Annotated in this window: 15 protein-coding genes; 10 read left to right on the plus strand and 5 right to left on the minus strand. The window is 41.6% G+C overall.

All coding sequences use genetic code 11. From position 1 onward, the window contains the following. Window positions 1-966, plus strand: a complete 966-nt coding sequence (locus D8787_RS00920) for a glycosyltransferase family 2 protein (protein ID WP_125420160.1) — start codon at window positions 1-3, stop codon at window positions 964-966. Between the two features lie 57 nt (window positions 967-1,023). Here the strand turns inward: D8787_RS00920 and D8787_RS00925 are convergent, their stop codons facing one another. Beyond that, window positions 1,024-1,221 carry a ferredoxin gene (locus tag D8787_RS00925; RefSeq protein WP_161683526.1) on the minus strand — a complete coding sequence of 66 codons (198 nt, stop codon included), beginning with the start codon at window positions 1,219-1,221 and terminating at the stop codon, window positions 1,024-1,026. A gap of 45 nt (window positions 1,222-1,266) precedes the next feature. Between D8787_RS00925 and D8787_RS00930 the strand changes: the two genes are divergently transcribed. The 8 genes from D8787_RS00930 to D8787_RS00970 all read left to right on the plus strand — a co-directional run bounded on the left by D8787_RS00930 (window position 1,267) and on the right by D8787_RS00970 (window position 6,998). Beyond that, window positions 1,267-1,743 (plus strand): SAG1386/EF1546 family surface-associated protein, encoded by a 477-nt coding sequence (locus D8787_RS00930; protein ID WP_125420162.1) that lies wholly within the window; start codon window positions 1,267-1,269, stop codon window positions 1,741-1,743. A gap of 8 nt (window positions 1,744-1,751) precedes the next feature. After that, window positions 1,752-2,423 (plus strand): (d)CMP kinase, encoded by a 672-nt coding sequence (cmk, locus tag D8787_RS00935; RefSeq protein WP_125420164.1) that lies wholly within the window; start codon window positions 1,752-1,754, stop codon window positions 2,421-2,423. Between the two features lie 130 nt (window positions 2,424-2,553). After that, window positions 2,554-2,892 (plus strand): zinc ribbon domain-containing protein YjdM, encoded by a 339-nt coding sequence (locus D8787_RS00940; RefSeq protein WP_125420166.1) that lies wholly within the window; start codon window positions 2,554-2,556, stop codon window positions 2,890-2,892. A 2-nt stretch (window positions 2,893-2,894) separates the two neighbouring features. Continuing rightward, the gene (locus tag D8787_RS00945; RefSeq protein ID WP_125420168.1) at window positions 2,895-3,524 is read left to right on the plus strand and encodes a Pr6Pr family membrane protein; all 630 of its coding nucleotides are present in this window, start codon (window positions 2,895-2,897) and stop codon (window positions 3,522-3,524) included. Window positions 3,525-3,644: 120 nt separating this feature from the next. Next, window positions 3,645-4,796, plus strand: coding sequence for an MFS transporter (locus D8787_RS00955; protein WP_125420172.1), 1,152 nt, complete (start codon window positions 3,645-3,647; stop codon window positions 4,794-4,796). A gap of 250 nt (window positions 4,797-5,046) precedes the next feature. Continuing rightward, on the plus strand, window positions 5,047-5,796 hold the full coding sequence (truA, locus tag D8787_RS00960; RefSeq protein ID WP_125420174.1) for a tRNA pseudouridine(38-40) synthase TruA: 750 nt from the start codon (window positions 5,047-5,049) through the stop codon (window positions 5,794-5,796). Then, complete coding sequence (locus D8787_RS00965; protein ID WP_125420176.1) at window positions 5,786-6,559, plus strand: bifunctional hydroxymethylpyrimidine kinase/phosphomethylpyrimidine kinase; 774 nt, start codon at window positions 5,786-5,788, stop codon at window positions 6,557-6,559. The genes truA and D8787_RS00965 overlap by 11 nt, the downstream gene beginning before the upstream one ends. Then, entirely contained in the window at window positions 6,537-6,998 is a 462-nt protein-coding gene (locus D8787_RS00970) for an ECF transporter S component (protein WP_125420178.1), read from the plus strand. Before D8787_RS00965 ends, D8787_RS00970 begins: the two co-directional genes overlap by 23 nt. A 100-nt stretch (window positions 6,999-7,098) precedes the next feature. On the opposite strand, the gene D8787_RS00975 is transcribed toward D8787_RS00970, so the two are convergent. The 4 genes from D8787_RS00975 to D8787_RS00990 all read right to left on the minus strand — a co-directional run bounded on the left by D8787_RS00975 (window position 7,099) and on the right by D8787_RS00990 (window position 11,955). Further along, on the minus strand, window positions 7,099-8,181 hold the full coding sequence (locus tag D8787_RS00975) for a M24 family metallopeptidase (RefSeq protein WP_125420180.1): 1,083 nt from the start codon (window positions 8,179-8,181) through the stop codon (window positions 7,099-7,101). A gap of 127 nt (window positions 8,182-8,308) precedes the next feature. Next, entirely contained in the window at window positions 8,309-9,091 is a 783-nt protein-coding gene (gene gatD / locus D8787_RS00980) for a lipid II isoglutaminyl synthase subunit GatD (RefSeq protein ID WP_125420182.1), read from the minus strand. Next, the gene (gene murT, locus D8787_RS00985) at window positions 9,091-10,434 is read right to left on the minus strand and encodes a lipid II isoglutaminyl synthase subunit MurT (protein ID WP_125420184.1); all 1,344 of its coding nucleotides are present in this window, start codon (window positions 10,432-10,434) and stop codon (window positions 9,091-9,093) included. The genes gatD and murT overlap by 1 nt, the downstream gene beginning before the upstream one ends. A gap of 204 nt (window positions 10,435-10,638) precedes the next feature. Further along, a complete protein-coding gene (locus D8787_RS00990; RefSeq protein ID WP_033682109.1) occupies window positions 10,639-11,955 on the minus strand; it encodes an FAD-containing oxidoreductase in 1,317 nt (438 codons plus the stop codon). A 328-nt stretch (window positions 11,956-12,283) separates the two neighbouring features. On the opposite strand from D8787_RS00990, the gene D8787_RS00995 reads away from it, so the two are divergent. Then, complete coding sequence (locus D8787_RS00995) at window positions 12,284-13,858, plus strand: DEAD/DEAH box helicase (RefSeq protein WP_125420186.1); 1,575 nt, start codon at window positions 12,284-12,286, stop codon at window positions 13,856-13,858. Window positions 13,859-14,335: the final 477 nt, after the last annotated feature.

A 14,335-nucleotide genomic window follows, 5' to 3' on the forward strand; every position in this document is an offset into this window, starting at 1 on the left:
ATGGTGATGTCAATCATTGTCCCCTGTTTAAACGAAGAGGAAGTACTTCCTCTTTTTTATCAGGCTTTGGAAGCTTTACTTCCAGATTTGGAAACAGAAATCGAGTATGTCTTTGTCGATGATGGATCAAGTGATGGAACCTTGGAACTTTTAAAGTCCTATCGGGAGCAAAATTCGGCAGTTCATTATATTTCTTTCTCTCGAAATTTTGGCAAAGAAGCAGCCCTCTATGCAGGCTTACAATATGCGACAGGAGACCTAGTGGTGGTGATGGATGCAGATCTCCAGGATCCTCCTAGTATGTTGCTAGAGATGAAAACCTTACTAGACCAAAATGCAGATTTAGACTGTGTGGGAACACGGAGAACTAGTCGGGAGGGAGAACCCTTCTTTCGCAGTTTCTGTGCTGATCTATTTTACGGCTTCATGAAAAAAATTAGTCCAGTAGCCCTGCCGTCAGGTGTCCGTGATTTTCGCATGATGAGAAGATCTGTAGTAGATTCCATTTTAAGCTTGACTGAGTCCAATCGTTTTTCTAAGGGACTCTTCGCATGGGTCGGTTTTAAAACCCACTATCTGGACTACCCAAATGTCGAAAGGCAGGCTGGAAAGACAAGTTGGAGTTTTAGGCAACTCTTTTTCTACTCCATTGAAGGGATTGTTAATTTTTCAGATTTTCCCTTGATTATAGCCTTTGTGGCTGGTCTCCTATCTTGTTTTATTTCTTTGCTTATGACCTTTTTTGTTGTGGTTCGGACTCTCATTTTGGGAAATCCGACATCAGGTTGGACCTCTTTGATGGCTGTTATTCTCTTTCTTGGGGGCATTCAACTCTTGACCATTGGGATTCTTGGCAAGTACATCAGTAAGATTTATCTAGAGACTAAAAAAAGACCACTTTATCTTATCAAAGAAAAAAGTGATCTTCCTGATTTTACAGAAAAAAATAAAGTGAAAAGACTATAATTTTACATGGAAATATGCTAAACTAGAAAGAGTGAAACGTTCTTGTCGGTATTAGAGTTAATCTTTAATCAAGGCACGTGTCGGACAGTTTCTAACAGCTTCTACGACGTCCTGACTAGGAGAGATTTCTTTTTCTAGTTGGTCAGGGTCATCGTAAAAACGCACGATCCCATTATCGTGGTAGTCAAATAAGTCAGAATAAGTTTGGCAAAGCCCACAGGCAATGCAACGTTCAGGTATAAGTGTGATTTTCATATTTATATTGTAATAAGAAAAGTAAAAAAAAACAAGGAGTAAGGTATGGCAAAAGAACCGTGGCAAGAAGATATTTATGAGAATCAAGAGGAAACAAGAACACAACGTCGTAAGAGAGAACAAGGTGGAGGAGTCGTTGCTAACCGTATCTTAACTATCTTAGCAAGTATTTTCTTTGTGATTGTAGTTGTGATGATCATTGTTCTTATCTATCTTTCATCGGGTGGGAGCAATCGCACGGCAGCCTTAAAAGATTTTCACGATTCTGATGCAAGTGTAGTACAAGTCTCATCTTCAAGCAGTTCCCAGCCTGAGCAGAGTTCAGAGCCAGAATCTACTTCTAGTAGTTCAGAAGAAGCTGCTAATCCTGAAGGAACGATTAAAGTTCTAGCAGGAGAAGGGGAAGCAGCTATTGCAGCTCGTGCTGGAATCTCCATTGCACAGTTAGAAGCCTTAAATCCTGGGCACATGGCTACAGGATCTTGGTTTGCTAATCCAGGTGATGTTGTTAAAATCAAATAGGAGTTGATATGAAAACAATTCAAATTGCTATTGACGGTCCTGCTTCAAGTGGTAAGAGTACGGTCGCAAAAATTCTTGCCAAGGATTTTGGATACACCTATCTAGATACAGGTGCCATGTATCGTGCAGCGACTTACATGGCTCTCAAGAACCAATTAGGAGTTGAACAAGTTGAAGAACTCTTAGACTTATTGGACCAGCATCCAATCAGTTTTGGACGCTCAGAAACTGGGGACCAGCTTGTCTTTGTAGGAGATGTGGATATTACCCATCCTATCCGTGAAAATCAAGTGACCAATCATGTTTCAGCTATTGCAGCAATTCCTCAAGTGCGTGAGAAACTAGTTTCTCTCCAACAAGAGATTGCCCAGCAAGGTGGGATTGTCATGGATGGTCGTGATATTGGGACTGTTGTATTGCCACAAGCAGAATTGAAAATTTTCCTAGTAGCTTCTGTCGATGAGAGAGCAGAGCGTCGTTATAAGGAAAATGTTGCCAAGGGAATTGAAACAGACCTTGAAACCCTCAAAGAGGAGATTGCTGCGCGTGACTACAAGGATAGCCATCGTGAGACTTCGCCTCTCAAGCAAGCAGAGGATGCTGTCTACCTTGATACAACAGGTTTGAACATTCAAGAAGTAGTTGAAAAAATTAAAGCAGAAGCTGAAAAAAGAATGTAAATGTAGAAAAGCCGATAGATGGATATCGGTTTTTTCCTAAATTTGTCAAAATGCTGATTTTAAGGTATAATAGTTGCTGTTCGAGAAATTTTGATTTTCAAAGAATAGTGAATGATGATAAGGAGAAAACATGAACAACCTACCAAATTGCCAAAAATGTAACTCAGAGTACGTCTACGAAGACGGTGCCCTACTGGTTTGCCCAGAGTGTGCCCATGAGTGGAATCCTGCTGAAGTTGCAGAAGTAGAAGAGGGCCTTGTTGCTATCGATGCCAACGGAAATAAATTGGCTGATGGTGATACAGTAACTCTCATCAAGGACTTGAAAGTAAAAGGTGCGCCAAAAGATTTGAAACAAGGGACGCGCGTGAAAAATATCCGCATCGTAGAAGGCGACCACAATATCGACTGTAAAATCGATGGCTTTGGCGCTATGAAACTTAAATCAGAGTTTGTGAAGAAAATTTAAGCATGTTAAAACACTATAAACTTGTATTTTATAGCCGTATCTTCTTGTTTCTAGCGGCTTTTACGGGAGTTTATCTTGAAATCGCCAAGCATGGTGGATTTGGGATGTTGCTCTATTATACGGTTCTATCAAATCTTTTAGTAGCGATTTTTACGCTCTATCTTCTAAAGGTTATGAGCCGTTTAGGTGAAAACTGGCAAAGGCCAAGTCTCTTGCGTTTAAAAGGTGGGGTCACCATGAGTATCATGATTACCTGCGTGATTTACCATTTCCTTTTAGCGCCCATTGCGACTAATTTCTATACTCTGGAAAATTTCCTTTGCCACTATATCGTCCCCCTCTGGTTTTTAGCAGATACCCTCTTGTTTGACAAACAGGGTCAATACAAAATCTGGGATCCAGTTGTGTGGACGATTTTACCCTTGCTGTATATGATGTTTGCTCTTTTTAATGGTTTGGTATTGAAACTAGACATTCCTAATTCTAAGGTTAGTCCTTTTCCTTACTTCTTTTTGAATGTGAACAAGGGTTGGGATGTCGTGTTCAAGTGGTGTCTGATTATCTTTGTTGCCTATATGGTGGCAGGATTTATCTTCTACTTTATTAAGCAAATCAAGAGAAAGTCATCCTAAGATACAAGGGATTCATTTTCTAGTTTAAGAAGGAGTCTACAAACTAATGAGACTTCTTCTTTTCTTGCTTGATAACCATCAAAAAAATAGAAGATTAAAAGAAAGATAGAAAGAGATTTCATGAAACAATTTTTAGAACGGGCCAGTATTTTGGCTCTCTCCCTCGTTTTGATTACCTCCTTTTCGATTTCAAGTGCCCTACCAGCCATGTTTGACTATTATCAAGGCTATCCTAAGGAACAAATTGAGCTCTTGGCGAGCTTGCCATCCTTTGGAATCATGATTATGTTATTACTAAATGGTTTCTTAGAAAAAATATTCCCTGAGCGCTTACAGATTAGTTTGGGATTACTGATTTTATCACTCAGCGGGACGGCTCCCTTCTGGTATCAGGCCTATCCTTTTGTCTTTGGAACACGGATTCTCTTTGGTTTGGGAGTTGGGATGATCAATGCCAAGGCTATTTCCATTATCAGTGAACGTTATCAAGGGAAAACGCGAATTCAGATGTTAGGGCTACGCGGTTCTGCAGAAGTCGTGGGAGCTTCTCTCATTACCTTGGCAGTCGGCCAGTTGTTGCCCTTTGGTTGGACAGCTACCTTTCTAGCCTATAGTGCTGGATTTTTGGTGCTGACACTTTATCTGCTCTTTGTCCCTTATGGAAAAGAAAAGAAAGAAGTCAAGAAAAAAGCGAAGGAAGCAAGTCGTTTAAGTCGAGAAATGAAAGGCTTGATTTTTACCCTAGCTATTGAAGCGGCAGTTGTAGTTTGTACCAATACAGCTATTACCATCCGTATTCCAAGTTTGATGGTGGAAAGAGGACTGGGGGATGCCCAGTTATCTAGTTTTGTTCTTAGTGTCATGCAGTTGATCGGGATTGTGGCTGGTGTGAGTTTTTCTTTCTTGATTTCTATCTTTAAGGAAAAATTGCTCCTCTGGTCAGGTATTACCTTTGGTTTAGGGCAAATTGTGATTGCCCTGTCTCCATCCTTGTGGGTGGTGGTGGCAGGAAGCGTTCTGGCTGGCTTTGCCTACAGTGTAGCCTTGACGACGGTCTTTCAACTTGTCTCTGAAAGAATTCCAGCTAAACTCCTCAATCAAGCGACCTCATTTGCGGTTTTAGGCTGTAGTTTCGGAGCCTTTACGACTCCATTTGTTCTAGGGGCAATTGGGTTACTAACGCAAAATGGGATGTTGGTCTTTGCCATTTTAGGATCATGGTTGATTGTAACCTCTATCTTTGTCATGTACCTACTTCAAAAGAGAGCTTAGGATTGTTTTCCTAAGTTTTTCTTTTGATACTCAATGAAAATCAAATAGCAATCTAGAAAGCTAGCCGCAGGTTGCTCAAAAGACTGCTTTGAGGTTGTGGATAGAACTGACGAAGTCAGTAACCATATCTACGGTAAGGTGAAGCTGACGTGATTTGAAGGAATTTTCGAAGAGTACGAGACTTTTGTACCCATACAATATTTGTTTTAGGACCTTGTCTATAGACTAATTTCTTGATAAAATAGAAGTTATGACAAGATACAAAGCAACTATTTCCTATGATGGTTATGCCTTTGCTGGTTTTCAGCGCCAGCCACATGCGCGTAGCGTTCAGGAAGAAATTGAAAAAACCTTGACTAGATTGAATAAGGGGCAAGCTATTACCGTTCACGGTGCTGGTAGGACTGATAGTGGTGTTCATGCTTTGGGACAGGTGCTTCATTTTGACCTCCCCTATCAAATGGATGAGGAGAAACTTCGCTTTGCTCTGGACACCCAGTCCCCTGAAGATATTGATGTGATTTCGATTGAGCTTGTGGCGGATGATTTTCATTGTCGTTATGCCAAGCACAGCAAGACCTATGAGTTTATCGTGGATAGAGGCCGTCCTAAAAATCCCATGCGCCGTCACTATGCTACTCACTTTCCTTATACGCTCGATGTGGAGAGGATGCAGGAGGCCGTCAAAAAGCTAGAAGGAACCCATGATTTCACAGGTTTTACAGCCTCTGGAACCAGTGTAGAAAACAAGGTTCGCACCATTACAGAAGCTAGTCTCAGGGTTGATGAGACAGGGCAGTTTTTGACCTTTACCTTTTCAGGAAATGGCTTCTTGTATAAACAGATTCGCAATATGGTGGGGACACTTCTCAAAATCGGAAATAATCGTATGCCAGTAGAGCATATTGACTTGATTTTGGAGAAGAAGGACAGGCAGCTAGCTGGTCCAACGGCAGCACCGAATGGCTTGTATTTAAAGGAGATTCGTTATGAAGAATAATCGTATTTTAGCACTTTCTGGAAATGATATTTTTAGTGGTGGTGGTTTATCAGCAGATTTAGCTACCTATACCTTGAACGGCTTGCATGGTTTTGTAGCTGTGACTTGTTTGACAGCCTTGACCGAAAAGGGGTTTGAAGTCTTTCCAACTGACGATGTCATTTTTCAACATGAATTAGATAGCTTGCGTGATGTGGAATTTGCAGGGATTAAGATTGGTCTTTTACCAACTGTCAGTGTGGCTGAGAAAGCCTTGGACTTTATCAAACAACGCCCAGAAGTACCTGTAGTATTGGACCCTGTCTTGGTCTGCAAGGAAACGCACGACGTGGCTGTCAGTGAACTCTGCCAAGAGTTGATTCGCTTTTTCCCTCATGTCAGTGTGATTACGCCTAACCTCCCAGAAGCAGAATTATTGGCTGGTCAAGAAATCAAAACCTTGGAAGACATGAAAACTGTAGCGCAGAAATTGCATGATTTAGGCGCGCCAGCAGTTATTATCAAGGGAGGCAATCGCCTTAGTCAGGACAAGGCTGTGGATGTCTTTTATGATGGACAAACCTTTACAGTCCTAGAAAATCCTGTCATTGAAGGGCAAAATGCTGGTGCAGGTTGTACCTTTGCCTCTAGCATTGCCAGTCACTTGGTTAAAGGTGCTGAACTTTTACCAGCAGTAGAAAGTTCTAAGGCTTTCGTTTATCGTGCCATTGCACAAGCAGATCAGTATGGAGTAAGACAATATGAAGCAAACCAAAACAACTAAAATCGCCCTTGTATCCCTCTTAACCGCCCTTTCTGTGGTTCTAGGTTATTTCTTAAAAATTCCAACACCGACAGGAATTCTAACTCTTTTAGATGCTGGTGTCTTCTTTGCGGCCTTTTACTTTGGTAGTCGTGAAGGGGCTGTAGTCGGAGGACTAGCAGGTTTCTTAATTGATCTCTTATCAGGCTATCCTCAGTGGATGTTCTTTAGCTTGGTCAACCATGGCTTGCAGGGATTTTTCGCAGGATTTAAAGGAAAAACTCAGTGGTTAGGCCTTATCTTAGCAACGATTGCCATGGTAGGGGGCTACGCCTTGGGTTCAACTTTGATGAATGGCTGGGCTGCAGCCCTACCAGAAATCCTACCAAATTTCATGCAAAATATGGTAGGGATGATTGTAGGAATTATTCTTAGTCAAAGTATCAAGAAGATTAAGTAAAGAGGCTGAGCCAAAAGTCTTTCAAATCAGAAAAACGCATAGTACAGTGTTGAAACCTTGATACTATGCGTTTTTATTGTGGAAAGATTTTCCGAGAATATTAATCAAAATAAAGTAAATCTTTGCTGGTGCTTGTAAAGAGGTCGAAGCCGTCCTTGGTAACAACACCGCAGTCTTCGATACGGACACCGACTTTACCAGGGATATAGATACCTGGTTCAACGGAGAAGCACATGCCTTCTTCGATGACCATGTCGTTTCCTTCCATGATAGATGGGAATTCGTGGACATCCATACCGATACCGTGACCGAGACGGTGGTTGAAGTACTCGCCGTAACCAGCTTTTTCGATGACCTCACGGGCAGCACGATCCACTTCATGAGCAGTTACACCTGGCTTGATAAAGTCAAGAGCAGCTTGTTGGGCTTCAAGGGTCAAGTTATAAATGTCTTTCTTGAATTGGTCAGGTTTGCCGACTGCGACTGTACGAGTCATATCTGACGCATAGCCGTTGACTAGAACACCCAGGTCAAAGAGGAGAAGAGCGTTATTTTCAACCTTGTTTGCTGCTGGGATACCGTGTGGATTTGCAGCATTATCACCAGTCAAGACCATGGTATCAAAGCTCATTTCATAGCCTTCACGTTTCATAGCAAAGTCGATTTGGGCGATGATATCTGTCTCAGTCTTATCAAGAGAAATATTGTCGAAACCAACATGAACAGCCTTGTCCGCATAGAGACCAGCCACCATCATTTTTTGCACTTCGTCAGCTGATTTGATGAGGCGCATGCGTTGGATACGAGGAGTGAGGTTTTCAAACTCAGCAGTCTCAAAGACACTTTTCAAGCCATGGTATTTGGTCAAGATGAGATTGTCAAACTCAACAGCAACGCGTTTGAAGTCGTGCTGTGGAAGAGCATGTTTCATTTTTTGCCATGGGTTTTCAGAATCCACATAGCCGACAACTGGGAAGGGAACGGTACTGCTTGCACGTTCTACTTCAAGGGCTGGGACAAAGAGGAGAGGTTCCTGATCCGCTAGGACAAAAAGGAACATTTGGCGTTCATGGGGATCACTGTAAAAGCCAGTGAGGTAATTGATTGTGACGGGGTCAGATACGACAGCGACGTCTAGTTTTTCTGATTCAAGATATGTTACGATTTGTTGTAATTTAGACATATGCTACCTTCTTTCTACCCCTCTATTTTGGCAAAAAAAGAGAGAAAATGCAAGGGAGAAGGGTAAAAGAACAGGTAAAAAGAACTCCGCTAAGATAACAGAGTTCTTTGATATAATTTCCCTTTGTTTAAGAAAAGTTAGCCTTGCTTTTGACGTCGCTATATTCTTCAGCGATTTCTTGACTGAGAATGTCCTCATAGGCAGGGAGTTGGATGTCCTGACCATATTTCTTCTTGAGGGCAGTAGTGACTAGGCGATAGGCCAGATTGGCATTACGAGAGAGGATAGGCCCGTGGAAGTAGGAACCAAAGACATTCTTATAATGAACCCCTTCGCCGACTTTTTCTTCGTTGTTTCCATTTCCATAAACCACCTGTCCTAGCGGTTTTTGGTCATCGGAAAGGAAGGTACGTCCCTGATGATTTTCAAATCCATAGTAGGTTTCATTGAAATCTTCATTGTGAATCTTGATGTCACCGATAAAGCGGTTATTGGTCTGGTTGAGGGTGTAGTGACCCATAACCCCTAGCCCTTCGATACGTTTACCTGAAGCTTCAACATAATATTGGCCCAATAGTTGGAAACCACCACAGATAGCCAGAACCACACCGTCGTTTTGGATGTAGTTGTCAATGCTCTCTTTTTTAGCGGGTAGGTCGTCTGCAATGATACTCTGTTCAAAGTCTTGACCCCCACCGAAAAAGGCGATATCATAGTGGTTTTCATCAAAATCATCATGGAGAGAAACGATGTCAACCGTCACATGGGCCCCCAGCTTTTCAGACACATACTTGAGCATGAGGATGTTTCCATTGTCCCCGTAGGTATTCATGAGGTTTCCGTAGAGGTGGGCAATGTTGAGCTGATAGGGGTAATTGCCATCTTTTGAGGAAAGTGAAGTATAAACCATCAGTTCATCTCCTTTCTAACAATCTGACGACTAGCCAGCAGTTCGCGGAATTCCAGCATAGCAGTATAGGTAGCCAGGATATAGGCATGCTTGCAGTCTTGATTCTCAATGGTCTTAAGAACTTGTTCCAGATTACTTGTCTCAGTGATTTTTTCAGCTGGATAGCCTGTTACTCGGAGGCGACGTGCAATTTCAGAATGGCGAACACCGCCAGCGTTGATTTCGGGAATGTCCATCTCAGTGATTTGTTCAAAGTCAGCATCCCAAATCCAGCTAGTATCAATTCCGTCCGCATAGTTGGCATTAAGGAGAACAGATAGGCTAAATGGATAAGGCGCTAGTTTAATCATTTCGATAGCTTGAGTTGCACCGACTGGATTTTTAATCAAGACGAGGGTACATTCCTTGTCACCGATATGGAAGGTTTCCTGACGACCAAAGACAGCACGGCTCTTATCAAATCCCTGCTTGATGAGTTGTGAATCGGCACCGAGGAAACGGGCGATAGCCACAGCAGCTAGAGCGTTATAGATATTGTAGAGTCCACCGATTTGGATACCGTATTCTTGGCCGTCTATGACAAAGCGAGAGTGATTGTTGGTCAACTCAACCAGTTCTGTCAAGCGATAGTCTAAATCAGGACGTTTACATCCACAGCCTTCACAGATATAGGCACCCAAGTTTGCATAGGTATTGTGCTCGTATTTGAGGATGCCTTGACAGTCAGGGCAGAGAATCCCTTCGGTATTGTAGTGAGCTAGTTGGGCTGATCCTTTCTCCAAGTCAAAACCAAAATACTGTACAGGATTTGGAATAGCTGGCTTGTAGAAAAGTGGACTGTCTCCATTAAGAAGAACAGTAGCCGTGGGCACCTTACGGATGGCATCCAAAATCATCTTGTAAGTTGTGTAAATCTCGCCATAGCGGTCCATCTGGTCACGGAAGATATTAGTGATAACAAATAGGCTTGGCTGGATATAGTCACAGATACGAGATAGACTGGCCTCGTCGATTTCTAGGACGGCAATATTTTTCCCAGTTTTAGAAGATTTGGCTGTTAAGAAGGTTGTCGCAATTCCTGTGATCATGTTGGCACCGCTTGGGTTGGTCAGAACTTGACCATAAACCTCTTTTAAAATGCCGACAGTGAGGGCAGTTGTCAAGGTTTTTCCGTTGGTTCCAGTGATCACAACAATCTCGTAGTTCTTAGCTAAATTTTGTAAAATATCTTTATCAAATTGAAGGGCAAGTTTTCCTGGAAGGGTACTCCCACGGCCAAGACGGCTTAAAATGAAGTGGGAAGAACGCCCAGCAAGAAGGCCCAAAGTAGTTTTTAATTTCATGTTTCTATTATATCATAAAAGAGGGAAAAGACAGATTTGATACTCAATGAAAATCAAAGAGCAAACTAGGAAGCTAGCCGCAGGCTGTACTTGAGTACGGCAAGGTGAAGCTGACGTAGTTTGAATTTGATTTTCGAAGAGTATGAGATTTCGCAGAAATGAAAACAGCCCTCAGAGGGCTGTTAGATACGATTAAGTTTCAACTTAAATCGCAAACAAGTCATTCAAGTTCTCAGCCAAGGTTGGGTGAGTGAAGATTTGTTTTGTAAAGTAAGTGTAAGGAATCTTGTTGTCCATAGCAACAGTGATGATGTTGATGATTTCTTGAGAACCTTCTGAGAAGATGCTTGCTCCAAGAATTTCTTTTGTTTCAGTATTGACAACAGCTTTGAAAGCTCCGCGAAGGTCTCCATTTACGTGACCACGAGGCATTGCTGCAACAGGGATTTCCTTAACAGCGTATGGAAGTTTCAAATCAGCTGCTTGGCTTTCAGTCAAACCAACTTGTGAAAGTGCAGGTGTGATGAACATAGTGTTTGGTACATTGAGACGGTCTTCAAGAGTGTAGCTGCCATCTCCAGCAAGGTAGCTGTAAACAACACGGAAGTCATCAAGTGAAATATAGGTGAATTGAAGGCCACCGTTGACATCTCCAACCGCAAAGACACCAGGAACGTTTGTTTGACAATGTTTGTCTACTTTAATAGCACCACGTTCAGTTAGTTCAATATCTGTATTTTCAAGTTGCAGTGGTTCTACGTTTGGTTTGCGTCCAGTTGCGTAGAGAAGGGCATCGAAACGGTAAGTTTCGTTTTCAGTTACGACAAGGACTTGGTCACCGTCGTTTTTGATTTCAGTAGTGCGAATGTTTTGAAGCAATTCAATACCGTCTTCTTCCATGTATTGTTTAGCAAGAGCTGCGATGGAAGGTTCTGCACGAGGTAGGAAAGTATCCAAGGCATCTAGAACTGTAACCTTGCTGCCAAGTTTGTTGTAAAGACCAGCAAATTCAAGACCGATATTTCCGCCACCAAGAACTCCAAGTTTTTCAGGCAATTTGTCCAAGTTTTGAATACCTGTTGAGTCAAAGACGTTTTTGCTTGTAGCAAGTCCAGGGATTGGCAAGACGTTTGAAACAGCACCAGTGTTGATGACGATTGTTTCAGCGGTCAGTTCTTTCTTTTCATCACCAGCTTGGATTTCGATGACTTTATTTGAAAGGAAGTGAGCTTCCGCATCAAAGATGTCCACGCCTGTACCAGCAACAGTAGCATAGTTTTTACCGTTGAGGCGACCAGTGATCGTGTTTTTGGTAGCAATCACTTCTTCAAAAGACAAGTCTTTCTCAGCAGCAACTAGCAAAGTTTTAGTTGGGATACAACCAATGTTGATACAAGTTCCACCATACATAGCTTTACTACGTTCAACAAGGGCAACTTTTTTGCCAGCTGAAGCCAATTTACCAGCTAGTGTTTTACCAGCTTTACCAAATCCGATAACGATTAAATCATAAGTTAACATTTATCTTCCTCCTATTCGCATTTCATTCTAGCACAAGAAAAAAACTTTTGCACAATTCTGCTACGCTTTAAAAAATTTTATGAAAAAGTGGAAATTTTGGCCTCATTTTCTCAGAAAAACCGCTTACATGACATTATCTACGGATTAGGCTATCTTTTGCTTCTCTCTTGTGTTATACTAGATAGGTTGCAAAGAAAACAGTACTTTTCTTTTGTGGAAAAGAAGCAACACGATTTTGTATCCAGTATATGAAAATACGTCATAAAAAGAAAAGTATAAACTAAGCCCTATAGGGTGGCTTCGCACCACCTTTAGAAAGAAGAAGAACGTGAAATTTAATGAATTAAACTTGTCTGCTGATTTGCTAGCAGAGATTGAAAAAGCTGGTTTTGTAGAAGCCAGTCCTATCCAAGAACAAACTATTCCCTTGGCTATAGAAGGCAAGGACGTTATCGGTCAAGCTCAGACTGGTACAGGAAAAACCGCAGCCTTTGGCTTGCCAACCCTTGAAAAAATCCGTACAGAAGAAGCGACCATCCAAGCCTTGGTCATCGCTCCAACTCGTGAACTAGCTGTCCAAAGTCAAGAGGAACTCTTCCGCTTTGGTCGTAGTAAGGGAGTCAAAGTCCGCTCAGTATATGGTGGATCAAGCATCGAAAAACAAATCAAGGCCCTTAAATCAGGTGCCCATATCGTGGTGGGAACTCCAGGTCGCCTCTTGGACTTGATTAAACGCAAGGCCTTGAAATTACAAGATATTGAAACTTTGATTCTTGACGAAGCAGATGAAATGCTCAACATGGGCTTCCTTGAAGATATCGAAGCCATCATTTCTCGTGTCCCTGAAAATCGACAAACCTTGCTCTTCTCAGCAACTATGCCAGATGCTATCAAACGTATCGGTGTTCAGTTTATGAAAGAACCTGAGCATGTGAAGATTGCTGCCAAGGAATTGACAACTGAATTGGTTGACCAGTACTATATTCGAGTTAAAGAACAAGAAAAATTTGACACCATGACCCGTCTCATGGATGTGGAACAGCCTGAGCTTGCTATCGTATTTGGTCGTACAAAACGTCGTGTAGATGAATTGACTCGTGGACTTAAAATCCGTGGCTTCCGTGCAGAAGGAATTCATGGCGACCTAGACCAAAACAAACGTCTTCGTGTCCTTCGTGACTTCAAAAACGGTAACCTTGATGTTTTGGTTGCAACAGACGTGGCAGCGCGTGGTTTGGATATTTCAGGTGTGACTCATGTCTATAACTACGATATTCCACAAGATCCTGAAAGTTATGTTCACCGTATCGGTCGTACAGGTCGTGCTGGTAAGTCAGGCCAGTCGATTACCTTTGTTGCTCCAAATGAAATGGGTTACCTTCAAATTATTGAAAACTTGACCAAGAAACGCATGAAAGGTCTCAAACCTGCAAGTGCAGAAGAAGCCTTCCAAGCTAAAAAACAAGTAGCTCTCAAGAAAATCGAACGTGATTTTGCAGATGAAACCATTCGTGCTAACTTTGAGAAATTTGGCAAGGATGCTCGTAAGCTAGCTGCTGAATTTACTCCAGAAGAATTGGCAATGTATATCTTGAGTCTGACTGTTCAAGATCCAGATAGCCTTCCTGAAGTGGAAATTGCGCGTGAAAAACCACTACCTTTCAAACCATCAGGTAATGGCTTCGGTGGTAAAGCTAAGGGAGGTCGTCGTGGAGATGACCGTCGTGATAATCGCCGAGGAGATAACCGTCGTGGTGGTCGTCGTGATGATTTCAAGAAAGTCAGTCGTGGAGATAATCGTTTTGATAAGGAAAAACGTTACCGTAAGGATAATAAAAAACCACGCACTACTTCAAGCGAAAAGAAAACAGGCTTTGTGATTCGTAACAAGGGCGATAAATAAGAAAAAGCGGTTCAAAATGAATCGCTTTTTTATATAAGGAGACCGAATGGAAAAGAAAGATAAATAAAATAGATATATTATCTTCTTGTAATATTATAATACACAAAAATAGGGAGCTTGTCAATAGAAAAGAAGCAATTTAATTAAAAATATTCTTGTTTTTTCAAATTGCAATTAAATAAGCAATTTTCAGATAATAATTGAAAATTCAAGCTGTTTATGTTATAATCGGGACTTTGACAGTTATGAAGTAAAAAAATCCTCATAAAGGTTGATATAAGAGCATTTTCTTGTCAAATTTTACCACTTTTCATTTGCGTACTTTCTCGTACTTTGTTATAATGGAGTGAGGTATGAAAAGATGAGAGTTAAACAATCAAAGTCAAAAAACACTATCAACTACGCTATTATTAAAGATATCAAGGTTGGAAATAAACGGACTTCTACTATCGTAGAAAACCTAGGCAATCATAACAC

Origin of the sequence: Streptococcus mitis (assembly GCF_003944325.1) — a bacterium.
Lineage (GTDB): Bacteria > Bacillota > Bacilli > Lactobacillales > Streptococcaceae > Streptococcus > Streptococcus mitis_CW.

Excerpts from the sequence above, each read along its gene's own strand:
- D8787_RS00920 (WP_125420160.1), top strand. The coding sequence starts at position 1 with ATGGTGATGTCAATCATTGTCCCCTGTTTAAACGAAGAGGAAGTACTT.
- D8787_RS00925 (WP_161683526.1), bottom strand. The coding sequence starts at position 1,221 with ATGAAAATCACACTTATACCTGAACGTTGCATTGCCTGTGGGCTTTGC.
- D8787_RS00930 (WP_125420162.1), top strand. The coding sequence starts at position 1,267 with ATGGCAAAAGAACCGTGGCAAGAAGATATTTATGAGAATCAAGAGGAA.
- cmk (WP_125420164.1), top strand. The coding sequence starts at position 1,752 with ATGAAAACAATTCAAATTGCTATTGACGGTCCTGCTTCAAGTGGTAAG.
- D8787_RS00940 (WP_125420166.1), top strand. The coding sequence starts at position 2,554 with ATGAACAACCTACCAAATTGCCAAAAATGTAACTCAGAGTACGTCTAC.
- D8787_RS00945 (WP_125420168.1), top strand. The coding sequence starts at position 2,895 with ATGTTAAAACACTATAAACTTGTATTTTATAGCCGTATCTTCTTGTTT.
- D8787_RS00955 (WP_125420172.1), top strand. The coding sequence starts at position 3,645 with ATGAAACAATTTTTAGAACGGGCCAGTATTTTGGCTCTCTCCCTCGTT.
- truA (WP_125420174.1), top strand. The coding sequence starts at position 5,047 with ATGACAAGATACAAAGCAACTATTTCCTATGATGGTTATGCCTTTGCT.
- D8787_RS00965 (WP_125420176.1), top strand. The coding sequence starts at position 5,786 with ATGAAGAATAATCGTATTTTAGCACTTTCTGGAAATGATATTTTTAGT.
- D8787_RS00970 (WP_125420178.1), top strand. The coding sequence starts at position 6,537 with ATGAAGCAAACCAAAACAACTAAAATCGCCCTTGTATCCCTCTTAACC.
- D8787_RS00975 (WP_125420180.1), bottom strand. The coding sequence starts at position 8,181 with ATGTCTAAATTACAACAAATCGTAACATATCTTGAATCAGAAAAACTA.
- gatD (WP_125420182.1), bottom strand. The coding sequence starts at position 9,091 with ATGGTTTATACTTCACTTTCCTCAAAAGATGGCAATTACCCCTATCAG.
- murT (WP_125420184.1), bottom strand. The coding sequence starts at position 10,434 with ATGAAATTAAAAACTACTTTGGGCCTTCTTGCTGGGCGTTCTTCCCAC.
- D8787_RS00990 (WP_033682109.1), bottom strand. The coding sequence starts at position 11,955 with ATGTTAACTTATGATTTAATCGTTATCGGATTTGGTAAAGCTGGTAAA.